The 12,783-nt window shown below is 67.5% G+C and carries 9 protein-coding genes; 2 read left to right on the top strand and 7 right to left on the bottom strand.

Features of this window, described 5'->3' with window-relative positions:
- Position 1: 1 nt before the first annotated feature.
- From ACYR7D_RS12695 to ACYR7D_RS12670, 6 genes are all read right to left on the bottom strand, one after another.
- On the bottom strand, positions 2-460 hold the full coding sequence (locus tag ACYR7D_RS12695) for a hypothetical protein (RefSeq protein ID WP_459549712.1): 459 nt from the start codon (positions 458-460) through the stop codon (positions 2-4).
- Between the two features lie 101 nt (positions 461-561).
- Complete coding sequence (clpX, locus tag ACYR7D_RS12690; protein WP_459550134.1) at positions 562-1,842, bottom strand: ATP-dependent Clp protease ATP-binding subunit ClpX; 1,281 nt, start codon at positions 1,840-1,842, stop codon at positions 562-564.
- Positions 1,843-2,198: 356 nt separating this feature from the next.
- A complete protein-coding gene (locus ACYR7D_RS12685; protein WP_459549711.1) occupies positions 2,199-2,864 on the bottom strand; it encodes an ATP-dependent Clp protease proteolytic subunit in 666 nt (221 codons plus the stop codon).
- 92 nt (positions 2,865-2,956) lie between these two features.
- A complete protein-coding gene (locus ACYR7D_RS12680) occupies positions 2,957-3,544 on the bottom strand; it encodes an ATP-dependent Clp protease proteolytic subunit (protein WP_459550133.1) in 588 nt (195 codons plus the stop codon).
- Between the two features lie 694 nt (positions 3,545-4,238).
- Positions 4,239-5,615: a trigger factor gene (gene tig, locus ACYR7D_RS12675; protein ID WP_459549710.1), complete on the bottom strand. Its 1,377-nt coding sequence runs from the start codon at positions 5,613-5,615 to the stop codon at positions 4,239-4,241.
- A 376-nt stretch (positions 5,616-5,991) separates the two neighbouring features.
- On the bottom strand, positions 5,992-6,573 hold the full coding sequence (locus tag ACYR7D_RS12670) for an FKBP-type peptidyl-prolyl cis-trans isomerase (protein WP_459549709.1): 582 nt from the start codon (positions 6,571-6,573) through the stop codon (positions 5,992-5,994).
- Positions 6,574-6,916: 343 nt separating this feature from the next.
- On the opposite strand from ACYR7D_RS12670, the gene ACYR7D_RS12665 reads away from it, so the two are divergent.
- Together ACYR7D_RS12665 and ACYR7D_RS12660 are read left to right on the top strand one after the other, a co-directional pair.
- The gene (locus tag ACYR7D_RS12665; protein ID WP_459550132.1) at positions 6,917-9,334 is read left to right on the top strand and encodes a phosphoketolase family protein; all 2,418 of its coding nucleotides are present in this window, start codon (positions 6,917-6,919) and stop codon (positions 9,332-9,334) included.
- A 524-nt stretch (positions 9,335-9,858) separates the two neighbouring features.
- Positions 9,859-10,170, top strand: a complete 312-nt coding sequence (locus ACYR7D_RS12660; RefSeq protein ID WP_459549708.1) for a hypothetical protein — start codon at positions 9,859-9,861, stop codon at positions 10,168-10,170.
- A 10-nt stretch (positions 10,171-10,180) separates the two neighbouring features.
- On the opposite strand, the gene ACYR7D_RS12655 is transcribed toward ACYR7D_RS12660, so the two are convergent.
- Positions 10,181-12,721 carry an ATP-binding protein gene (locus ACYR7D_RS12655; protein WP_459549707.1) on the bottom strand — a complete coding sequence of 847 codons (2,541 nt, stop codon included), beginning with the start codon at positions 12,719-12,721 and terminating at the stop codon, positions 10,181-10,183.
- Between the last annotated feature and the right edge of the window lie 62 nt (positions 12,722-12,783).

Genomic DNA, 12,783 nt, shown 5'->3' with positions numbered 1-12,783 from the left:
CTCAGACGACCCAGCAGGCGTAGCCGAAGTGTTCGCCCCGACCGACGGAAACCCGCACATACGGAGCCTGCTCGTTTCCGCCGGTCGGCTGGATCGCCCGCAGGGTGTGCTCACCCTCGTAGGCGGGCACCCAATGTGCCAGGGCGAGCCCGCCGCCATCGGGGGCGACCGTGGTGAAAGGGACCCCGTTGTCGTAGAAGGTCACCGAGGTCACCGCCTCGCTGAGCCATGCCCGCACGGTATAGCCGCACCCGGTGCCGTAGGGGGTGTGGATACCGGCGTTCAGATCCGGGGTCACGCTGACCTGGCGGACAGTGGCTCCGGCCGGTGGGGTGAGCAATACCCCGGCCGATAGCGCCGCCGCGATCACCGCGAGCCGGAAGCCTCCACGGCCGGGGCCCGCGAGCGGCGGTACACCCCGCGCGAACCGGGTACTCCCGGCAAACAGCCGTCTCCCCATGACCTGCTCCTACATCGCACGAATGTCGAGTGGTCACCGAGCGTAGCGGGAGCCGGACCCGGACAGGCCCCGATCCGGCCTCGGAACGATTGCGGCTCCGGTCAGGCCGACTTCTCGCGGCGCTCGGGGCGCTCCCGTTTACGCGGCACGATGGTGGGCAGCACATTGTCGTTGACGGTATCCGCGTCCACCACGACCTTGGCCACATCGTCGCGGCTGGGGATATCGAACATCACCTGCTGCAGCACCTCTTCCATGATGGCGCGCAGCCCGCGCGCCCCGGTGCCGCGCAGAATGGCCTGGTCCGCCACCGCTTCGAGGGCGTCACGGGTGAACTCCAGATCCACCCCGTCCATCTCGAACAAACGGATGTACTGCTTGACCAGCGCGTTCTTCGGTTCGGACAGGATCTTCACCAGCGAGTCCTTGTCCAGATTGGTCACCGAGGCCACCACCGGCAGGCGGCCGATGAACTCTGGGATCAGACCGAACTTGATCAGATCCTCCGGCATCACCTCGGCGAAATGATCGGTGGTGTCGATCTCGGCCTTGGAGCGCACCTCGGCGCCGAAACCGATCCCGCGGTGGCCCGTGCGATCGGAGATGATCTTCTCCAGGCCGGCGAACGCACCCGCCACGATGAACAGCACATTGGTGGTATCGATCTGGATGAATTCCTGGTGCGGATGCTTACGCCCGCCCTGCGGCGGCACACTCGCCTGGGTGCCCTCCAGAATCTTCAGCAGCGCCTGCTGCACCCCTTCACCGGATACGTCCCGGGTGATCGACGGATTCTCGCTCTTACGCGCGATCTTGTCGACCTCGTCGATATAGATGATGCCCGTCTCGGCACGCTTCACGTCGTAATCGGCGGCCTGGATGAGTTTGAGAAGAATATTCTCGACATCCTCACCCACATAGCCCGCCTCGGTGAGAGCGGTGGCATCGGCTATCGCGAACGGCACATTCAGCATTTTCGCCAGCGTCTGCGCCAGATAGGTCTTACCGCATCCGGTGGGGCCGAGCATCAGAATATTGGACTTCGCCAGTTCGACGCTTTCACCGCGCGCGTCGCGGCCCTTGTCCCCGGCCTGAATACGCTTGTAATGGTTGTATACCGCCACCGCCAGCGTGCGCTTGGCCGTATCCTGCCCGATCACGTAGTTCTCCAGGAAATCCCGGATTTCCGCGGGTTTGGGCAACTCATCGAGTTTGACCTCGCTGGATTCGGCCAGCTCCTCCTCGATGATCTCGTTGCACAGATCGATGCACTCGTCGCAGATGTACACCCCTGGTCCCGCAATGAGCTTCTTGACCTGCTTCTGGCTCTTTCCGCAGAACGAGCATTTGAGCAGATCGCCGCCGTCGCCGATGCGCGCCATCTCGTGGGTCCCTACTTCCTTGTTCGCGTGCAACCATCCGTCCAGCTGCCAGCCGACCGCCGCCTGCGGTGGAGCGAATCCGGTGATATCACCCGGATCGAAGGGCGGTGCTGTCAACCGGGAACAAAGGTCCCTGGGTTTGACCGTACCCGGTGTGCGCGACAGAGGTCGACAACTCGGGCAGGTTTCTCGTCGCGGTTGTGCGGGGATTCACGCGGATGGCACGTCACGGCGTATTTTCGGGCCCCGCCCCTATCCGGGGCGTGTCGGACGCGCCGGCGCGGATCCCCTCGACCGGGAACCGCCACCCGGCCGGTCCGGTGCCCCGCCCCACGCGGCGCACCGGACCGGTGCGCTCATTTCTGAGCGCTGAGCTTGCGGTAGTCGAACACCGTATCGATGATCCCGTATTCCTTCGCCTCCTCGGCGGTCAGGATCTTGTCGCGATCGGTGTCCTTACGAATGGTGTCCGCGTCTTTCCCGGTGTGCCGGGCCAGCGTGGTCTCCATCAGGCGGCGCATCCGCTCGATCTCGGCGGCCTGGATCTCCAGATCCGACACCTGACCCTGGATACCGCCCTCGACCGACGGCTGATGGATGAGCACCCGCGCGTTCGGCAGGCAGGCGCGCTTACCCGGCGTGCCCGCAGCCAGCAGCACCGCGGCGGCCGAAGCGGCCTGACCGAGGCATACGGTCGCGACATCGGCCCGCACGTACTGCATGGTGTCGTAGATCGCCATCAGCGAGGTGAACGAGCCACCCGGCGAATTGATGTACATCGTGATGTCACGGTCGGGATCCAGCGATTCCAGCACCAGCAACTGGGCCATGATGTCGTTCGCGGAGGCATCGTCCACCTGTACCCCGAGGAAGATGATCCGCTCCTCGAACAGCTTGTTGTACGGGTTGGACTCCTTGACGCCGAAACTCGAATGTTCGATGAACGACGGCAGAATGTAGCGCGACTGCGGGCCCGCCGGGGCGATACCGCCGAGGGCGCGAGGATCGATCGGGTTGGCCATAGTGGTCTCCAAGTCTGTGAGTGAGCTATCCGCTGGACCGAGCCGCGAACACCGGCCGACGGCCCGGGGCCGAGGGGTTCGCGGCCGAGGCCCTAGTTACCCGCGCCGCCCGTCTGACGCGCACTGGTGATCACGCGGTCGATGAAGCCGTACTCCAGCGCCTGTTCGGGCGTGAACCAGCGGTCGCGATCGGCGTCGGTATTGATCTGCTCCACCGACTTACCGGTGTGCATCGCCTGCAACTCGTTGAGCTCACGCTTGGTGTAGGCGAACTGCTCGGCCATGATCGCGATATCGGCGGCCGAACCGCCGAGACCGGCCGAAGGCTGGTGCATCATGATCCGGGTGTGGGGCAAGGCGAACCGCTTCCCCTTCGCCCCCGCGGTGAGCAGGAACTGGCCCATGGACGCCGCCAGGCCCATCCCGTAGGTCGCGATATCGCATTCGGCGAACTGCATGGTGTCGTAGATGGCCATGCCCGCGTTCACCGAACCACCCGGCGAATTGATGTAGAGCGAAATGTCCTTGGTGGGGTCCTCGGCCGACAGCAGCAGGATCTGGGCACAGATCTTGTTCGCGATATCGTCGTCCACCTGGGTGCCGAGGAAGATGATGCGCTCACGCAGCAGGCGCTCGTACACCGAATCGCTGAGATTGAGCCCAGCGGTCGGAGCTGTCATGACCTCGGCTTTATTGATTGTCACGGATACCTGCCTTCTCTCGCCGGCTCGTTGCTGTCACAAACATTAACGAAACAGGGCGGCACCGAACTCCCGGTACCACCCCGATTCGCTCAGAGCGCAATATCTGTTGCCCCGCCTCCGGCGGGGCGGGGTCGGGGGCCTATATCTATTGCCCCGCCTCCGGCGGGACGAGGTCGGGGCCCTATTAACCCCGGGTCTTCACTCCTGCGCTCAGTCGCTGCGCTCCTTCGCTCCGTCGCTGCAGACCCGGGGCGGGCCCCGACCAGGGACGCGGGCCATCCGGGGCAGGTGAAAGGCGCACCTGGTACAGCCCGGGGGGCTTCACGGCACTGTGAGCGCTCGACGGCTTCCCGCCTCGGGATGGCCTGCCGCACATGTTCGGTGGCTGTGGTGGATGGCCTCGCTCGGGGCAGGGCGGGGCGGGGCCCACCGCCGGAGGTGAACCATCCGGAGGAGGCGGCACCGAGCGAACTCGCGGGCGTTGACGGCTCGAAGTGGAAGCTGGTTCCAGAACGAGCTCGTCCCGCGACGCCGGCCGCCGGAGCACGACGCGCGAAAACCCTGGGCGTCCGGTTCTGCGCACACCGACGACAGCGCTCGATCATCCGCTGTCTCTCGATGGCCACCACCGCCTGTCCCAGGGCTTCCCCGCTCACGATTCCCGCGTGATCTACTCCGCGTCCGCGGTGGTGGACTCTTCGGCGGTCTCCGCGTCGGATTCCTTGGCGGTGCCGAACATTTCGTCCGTATCGACCGGGTTGCCCGCCGAATCGGTGACCGTCACCTTGCCGACCACCTCGGCCAGCGCCTTACCGCGGCGGACATCGGCGAACACCGCGCCGAGCTGACCGGCCTGCTGCACCTGCTGGATGAACTGTTCCGGCGCCATACCGTAGCGCTGGGCCTGGAACAGGATGCGCTCGGTGAGCTCCTCCTGGCCCACCTGGGTGCCTTCGGCTTCGGCGACCGCGTCCAGCAGCAGCTGAGTCTTCACCGACTTCTCGGCGGCTTCCTTGGTGTCGGCATCGAATTCCGCACGGCTCGAGCCCTGCGCCTCCAGCGCCTCAGCGAACTTCGCCTCGTCGTGATCGAACCCGTGGATCGCGTCGTGCTCGACGGCGTCGATCTCGGCCTTCACCACGGCCTCGGGCAGCGGCACCTCGACGCTTTCGAGCAGCTTCTCCAGCACCTGATCGCGGATCTCGCCGGCCTGCTGCACCTTCTTGACCCGCTCGACCCGCGAACGCAGATCGGTCTTCAGCTCCTCGATGGTGTCGAATTCGCTGGCGAGCTGCGCGAATTCGTCGTCGGCCTCGGGGAGTTCACGTTCCTTGACCGACCCGACGGTCACGGTGATGGTGGCCTCGCGACCCGCGTACTCACCGGCGACCAGGGTGGAGGTGAACTCCTTGGACTCTCCGGCCGACATCCCGGTCAGGGTCTCGTCCAGGCCCTCGATGAGCTGGCCCGAACCCACCTCGTGCGACAGGCCGGTGGTGGCCGCCTCCGGCACCTCCTCGCCGTCGACGGTGGCGGCCAGATCGATGGAGACGAAATCGCCGTCCTGCACGGGACGTTCGACGCTGGTGAGGGTGCCGAACCGCTGCCGCAGCGACTGCAGCTGCTCATCGATATCGGCGTCGGTGATCTCGATGGCGTCGACGGTGACGGAGATGCTGCTGTAGTCCTCGGGGAGGGTGATCTCGGGGCGCACATCCACCTCGGCGGTGAACGCCAGCTCCTGCCCGTCCTCGATCTTGGTGATCTCGATTTCCGGCTGACCGATGACCTTCACCTCGGAGGTGGTGACGGCTTCGCTGTAGCGACCCGGCAGCGCATCGTTGACGACCTGCTCCAGGACCGCCCCGCGACCCAGGCGCGCCTCGAGCAGCTTGGCCGGCGCCTTACCCGGACGGAAGCCGGGAATGCGCACCTGCTTGGCCAGGGCCTTGTAGGCGCGATCGAAGTCCGGCTTCAGCTCCTCGAAGGGCACCTCGACATTGATCCGGACCCGGGTCGGGCTCAGCTGCTCGACGGTGCTCTTCACGGACATGCTCCTTGTTTCTCGTCGGTTCGTCTTCTCATCGGCCCCGCACGCTATCCGTGCTGGTAACCGGTTGATGGCGCGTGGTCTGGCGACGGCGTGCGGCGACACGCCCTCGGCGTACCGTCCGAACGGCGAGCACCTGCGGTTTCACGCGCTCGGGATACGCATCCCGACCAGGTTAGTTGACCGGCTCGGACCGTGTTTATCGGCCCCGCTGTTTATTTTGCGGCGCCTTCGGCGCCGTGGGGCCGAGCCCCCTCGGCGTCGCGCTCGGGCCTGGAGCGAAGGAGCGCAGCGACCGAGCGGCGGAGTGAAAACCCGAGACACCAGGGGCCCTGAACCCCGCCCCGCCGGAGACGGGGCGAACAAACACAGCTCAGCCCTGGGGGACCGCCACCGCGTCGGTTACGAAGACCAGGGTTTCGTTCGGTTTCACCCCGTTGCCTCCGGCGCCGTAGCCGAGGTCCGGCGGGATGATCAGCAACCGGCGGGCACCCTGCTGGACCCCCTCGAGGCCCTGTTCCCAGCCGGGGATGACCATGCCGGAGCCGAGGGTCAGTTCGAAAGGTTCGCCGCGGTCGAACGACGAGTCGAGCTGCGCTCTGTCCGACCAGGTGACCAGTGCGTAGTTCATGGTCAGTTGCTGTCCCGGCGTGGCTCCCGGCCCCGTACCGGGGACCAGATCCTTCACCACCAGTTTCTGCGGTGGATCGCAGTCGTCGGGGATGGTGATCCGCGGAACCTCACCGAAGCCGCCGGTCACCCCGATATCGTCGGCCACGCATTCGCGGCCTTTCGATTCGGTCGGAGAGGCCGCGGCCGGCGCGCTCGTCGGCAGGGCTGCCGCCGTGGTGGTCGTCGCGGGGGTCTGCGAGTCGTCTTCCGCGCCGCAGCCGGCGAGCCCGAGGGCAGCCGCGCTCGCGGCGGTGACAGCGATGATCCTGCCGAGAGTGTGCATGGGCGCACCCTACCCGTCGTCGTACGAACCATCCGGCGCCCGGAGCCACCGTATGGCCGGCGTACCGTCCGGAGCGGCGCGATCCGTGGTGAGACGACCCGCCCCGCCGAACGGAAAAGCCGGCGGCGGTTATCCGATCACCGGCCGGGTACGCGAGGGACGACAGTGTATCGATCTCTCGGGCGCCGACCCGGCCGAACCGGCCGCGACTCCGCATACCTCCAGCTATCGTGATGGGAGCCCGCATTCGGTTCCGCGGGGAGCCCGGCGCGACCACGACCTCCAGGAGGTTCGGCGTATGACGCAGTTGGCGAGTGCAGGCGGAGACACCGCTTCCGGCGATATGGGCAGCGACGGTGGCGAAACGATCGCGCCTCGCCCCTACCGGCTCGCGGCGAAAGAAGCGGGACCACTGGATTCCGATGAACTGGAAACGCTGGATGCCTGGTGGCGCGCCGCCAACTATCTCTCCGTCGGCCAGATCTATCTGATGGACAATCCGCTGCTGCGCGAACCGCTGGCCCCCGAACACGTGAAACCCCGCCTGCTGGGGCATTTCGGTACCGTGCCGGGATTGAACCTGGTGTGGGTGCACGCGAATCGCGCCATCCTCGCCCGGGACCTGAACGCCGTGTTCGTCGCGGGGCCTGGGCACGGCGGGCCGGGGCCGAACGCATGCGCCTGGCTGGAGAACACCTATTCCGAGCTGTACAGCCATGTGCCCCGTGACGCCGAGGGGATGCGGGCATTGTTCGCTCAGTTCTCCTTTCCCGGCGGAGTTCCCAGCCACTGCGCGCCGGAGACGCCCGGATCGTTCCACGAGGGTGGGGAGCTCGGCTATTCGCTACTGCACGCGTTCGGGGCCGCGCTGGATCATCCCGACCTGACGGTGTTCTGTGTGGTCGGCGACGGGGAGGCCGAAACCGGTCCGCTGGCGGGCAGCTGGCATGCCAACAAATTCCTGAACCCGGCCCGGGACGGCGCGGTGCTCCCGATTCTCGCGCTGAACGAGTACAAGATCGCCAACCCCACCCTGCTCGCCCGGATCCCCGAATCGGAGCTCGTCTCGCTGATGCGGGGCAACGGATACGATCCGCTGATCGTCTCCGGTCACGAACCCGCCCGGGTCCATCAGGATATGGCCGCCGCCGTGGATACCTGCCTGGAGCGGATCGCCCAGATCCAGCGGGCGGCCCGGGACGGTACCGATACCAGCCGGCCGCACTGGCCGATGATCGTGCTGCGTACCCCCAAGGGGTGGACCGGGCCACCGCAGGTGGACGGCGAATCGGTGGAGGGTACTTTCCGGGCACATCAGGTTCCGCTCCCCGCGGCCCGGGACGACGCGGCGCATCGCGCGGTGCTCGAGCAATGGTTGCGCTCCTACCGTCCGGAGGAGTTGTTCGACAGCTCCGGCTGCCCGGTTTCGGAGTTGCGGCAGCTGGTACCGGCGGGCGAACGGCGGATGAGCGCCAATCCGGTGGCCAACGGTGGCACGCTGGTCCGCGATCTGCGCTTGCCCGACTGGCGGGAGCACGCGGTGGAGGTTCCCGGGCCGGGCCGGACCAGCCACGAGGCCACGCGCGTACTGGGCGGGTGGCTCCGGGAGGTCACCGTGCGCAACCCGGACAACTTCCTGACCTTCGCCCCCGATGAACTGGCCAGTAACCGGTTACAGGACATCCTGGCGGTCACCGGCCGCAACTGGCAGGCGGAGATCGGCGAACACGACGAGAAACTGGACCGCACCGGCCGGGTGATCGAGGTGCTCTCCGAGCATATGTGCCAGGGCCTGCTCGAGGGGTACCTGCTCACCGGGCGGCACGGAGTCTTCACCTGCTACGAGGCCTTCGTGCACATCGTCGACGCCATGTTCAACCAGCACGCGAAATGGCTCGACGCCAGTGCGGCGGTACCGTGGCGACGCCCCCTGGCGAGCCTGAACTATCTGTTGTCCTCGCATGTGTGGCGGCAGGATCACAACGGTTTCACCCATCAGGATCCGGGTTTCCTGGATGTGGTGCTGAACAAGAAGCCGGAGATCGTGCGGGTCTATCTGCCGCCGGATGCGAATACGCTGCTCTCGGTCTACGACCACTGTCTGCGGTCGCGGCACTACGTGAACGTGGTGGTGGCGGGTAAACAACCGCAGGCGGATTGGCTCTCGGCCACCGATGCCGCGCTGCACTGCGCGCGTGGTATCGGTGTGTGGGACTGGGCCGGTAACCGGGACGAACCGGCCACCACGCCGGATGTGGTGCTCGCCTGCGCGGGTGATGTACCGACCCTGGAAACTCTTGCCGCCGCCGCGATTCTGCGGGCGCGACTGCCGTGGTTGCGGGTGCGGGTGGTGAATGTGGTGGATCTGATGCGGCTGCTGCCGGTCGAGGACCATCCGCACGGGCTGCCGGACAGCGAATTCGACACCCTGTTCACCCGGGAAGCTCCGGTGATCTTCGCCTTCCACGGTTATCCGTGGCTGATCCACCGGCTCACCTACCGCCGCACCAACCACAGTGGGCTGCATGTACGGGGGTACAAGGAGCGCGGCACCACCACGACCCCCTTCGATATGGTCATGCTCAACGACCTGGACCGATATCACCTGGTGATGGATGTGATCGATCGGGTTCCGGCGCTGCGCCAGCAGGCCGCCGGGTTGCGCCAGGACATGGTGGACGCGCGCCTGCGGGCCCGTACCTGGACCCGGACCCATGGCACGGATATTCCCGAGGTGGCGGACTGGCGCTGGCCCGGCTGAGCGTCCCGGACACATAGTTACCGGCGGGTGAGGGCCGCCGGCCACTTTCCCGCCGTGCCCGGCACGGCCCGGCGGCGAGCGCCGTATGTCCTCGACCGGGGAACGTAGCGTACGAGCCCGATCCTCCGGCGCCGGGGACATCATCCGGAGGCAGGCATCCTCCGCGCGGTTTCCTGCTGCGCGAGAACCTCGGCAGGGTGCGGGAGTCGCCACTTTCTTCGTTCTCCACCCGGAAATCTGCTCTGTTGCCCGAGGTGGATCCGGTCCGTCCGCCGCACGCTCGACCCCCGGGGACGTAGGTCTGCGAGCTCCGGCGGTACCCGAACGGCTGCCGGTACCCGGTGCCCTCGCCGCGGCCGCTGGACCTCGGCTCGAGCGAGACTTCCCACCAGAGAGAAAAGCCATCGCGCCATTGCTCACACTCGTGTACCGTACCGTTAAACAGCGGCACATAGAACTACGGACCCACAGACATTGATCCGCCGTAGAAGTTCTAGTCCGTGCCCCTCGGAACGGAGAACACCATGACCACCGCTCGCACCCACGGTTTCGTCAGAAGGATCGCCGCGGCCGCCGCCCTGGCCGGCGCCCTCGCCTTCGTACCCGCGACCCTGGCCCCGCAGTTCGCCCACGCCGATGTCGGCCACAGCACCCGGGACGACTCGCACCCGGGCGTGGGTACCTACAACGACTCCCACAACCTGCCCAGCGATCCCAGCAACCGCAGCGAGCCCGTGCACGCCATCCCGGCCGAGCGCAGCTTCACCTACGACAGCGACAGCGGCGGCTACCACGACATCTGCGCGTACAAGCCGTACTTCTACGCCTGTCGCTGACGCGGCCCGCTCAGGGACGTTCGGCCGACCTCGGCACACGCCGCCGGTTACGCCGGCGACCGGCGGCGGAAGCACGTTCGAGCGCCACCAGCTCCGACAGCTCCACGGGAACGTGGCTGCCGATCTCCCGGCGTGAGGCGATCAGCAGCTTCTGCCGGATACTGGCGACCTGAGCGTCCACGGTCCGCACCGAACTCCCCCGCCGTTCGGCGATGGCACTGTTCGGCCAGCCCGCGGCAGCCAGCACCGCGACCTCGCGTTCGGCCGGGGAAAGCGTGCCCCAGTGCGATACCGTGCGCTCGGCCGCCGTGGGCATCCGCACCGGGCGCACCGGCCAGCGCGCACGCACATACCGGCCGACCATATCGGTACCGGGACGGAACTGCGCGCCGCGTTCTTCGGCCGCCGCGAAATCCGCGGGCCCGATGAGCGCGGTCGCGACCTCGGTGGCCCGCCGTACCCCGAGCGCCACCATCGGCACCCGCTCGACACTGCTGCCCATCATGCGATGGCAGGCCCGGAAAACCCCGACCAGCCAGGCCAGTTCGGTGGCACGCACTCGACGGGCGGCGGCCGTACCCACCGCCGCCGGGGCGCCACCGAGCACCTGGGTCAACACGACCATGGATACCGCCACCGACCACGAAGTCGTCCAGGTGTCCCGGTCCACACCCGGGCCGGACAGCACGTCATGGGCGGTTTCCAGGGCGGCGACGGGATCCGCGGAGCGCGCGAGCGCCAGCGCTCTGGCCACCCGCGCCCAATGGGTGGCCAGAGCCGATTCCGCGGCCACCGCCCGCTCCAGATGCCGTCGTGTCATCCACTCGGCCCGCTCGGTATCGGCCAGCATCGCCGCGGCGAGAGCGGCGAAAACCTGCCCTCGCTCCACGCCGACCCGGTCGCCCTGTTCGGCGAACTTGCGACCCGCCCGTTCCAGCACGGTGACAGCCCGTGGATCCATCCGGAACAGCATGAGGTCCAGACCCCGGATCCATTCGACCGAGGCCGGCAGGCCCCGGTCGGTTTCCGGATCGTCCCCCCAGGACCTGTCGCCCGCCCGGCCGGGCATACAGCCGGCCACGCATTCGTCCAGCAGCTCCACCGTCTGCTCCCGGTCGCCCTGCCACAGGTAGTACCACCCGAGCAGCGCGGTGGCCCGGATACGGTGCCCGGTGACGCCCGCCGCACGGGTCACCTCCAGTACCTGCGCGGTGAGCCGGGTCAGCGCCGAATTCCCGCCGTTGACGAACGGTACCCACACCGAAAGCAGAACCGACGCCGTCTCCAGCCCGATCAGGGCCTCGTCCGGGTCGGCGAGAGCGGTTTCGATACCGATCAGGATGTCGTCCCAGCAGGCTCGCGCCCATTCGAGCCACGATTGTTCACGCGGCCCGTACCAGAGCGAACGGACCGCCACGACCCGATCCCGGTAGTACCGGCGGTGCCGGGCCGCCAATCGGGCGGCCGCCTCGGGATCGCGGCGCAACCGGTCCGCGGCGAACAATCGCACGCTTTCCACCAGATACCACCGCACGCTGGTCGCGGTGCGGAAGGTGGAGGCCAGGGATCGTTCGGCCAAGGCTTCCAGGAGCACCGCGATCCGCTCGGGCGGTAACGTCTCGTCCGCGCACACCGCCACGACGGCGGCGAGTTCGACCCCGTTGCGTTGCGGCTGGACACCGTCGGTTTCGTATCCGGCCGCGAACACCGACATCCGCTGCAGCAGGAGCCGTTCGTCGCCGGTACACAGGTCGAACGACCACTCGATCACATCGTAGAGGCCGCGGTGCCGCCGTTCGATACCCGAGCGAGGGCTCTGCGACCAGCGCATGCGCTGGTCGTCGGCATCGCCGGTCAGCTCGGCGAGCACCATGGCCGGCGGCTGGTGCCGGAGCCGGGCGGCCGCGAGGCGGACGAACAGCGGATTGTGTTCGACTCGGCGGCAGATCCGGCGCACCACCGCGAGCTGGTCGGGATCGTCGGAGACCGGACGACCGGTGAGTTCGGCCCGCTGCCGGAACAGGCCCAGCGATTCGACCGGCGACAGCGGCGGTACGGCGAGGATGTACTCGTCGGCCCAGCCGATGGGTTCGCGGCTGGTGGCGAGAACGGTCAGGCCGGGGATGGCGGCGAGCAGGTCGATCACCACACGCCCCACCGCGTTGAGCACGTGTTCGCAATTGTCCAGCACCAGGACCGCGCCGTCGGCGATCTCTCCGGCGCGGGTACCCACACCCATATCGAGGGCGTTCGGATCGCTGATATCGGTACGGACCACCGACCTCAGTACGTCTTCGCTGTCACCGCGGTCGCGTTCGAGCTCGGCCAGCCGCGCCCAGTACACCGGCCGGTCCGGATCGGCCCGCCGCACCCGGCGTAGCGCTTCGGCGGCCAGCCGGGTCTTGCCGATACCGCCGGGACCGACGAGCGTGACCATCCGCGCGGCCCCCGGCCGCAGCAGGTCACGCAGGCGCGCCAGCTCCCGATCGCGGCCGAAGAATTCGGCCGCGGGTACGACCGGCGCCGCGACAACCGGGTAGATCATCGCCATAGCAACGTAAATTAGTGCACGTCACCAACCACTGTGCGGCGAACCCGGGCATTTCACATTCC

The organism is Nocardia sp. X0981, from assembly GCF_977089955.1.
The sequence above is the reverse complement of the archived record's forward strand: the minus strand, read 5'-3'. Positions and strand labels throughout refer to the sequence as shown.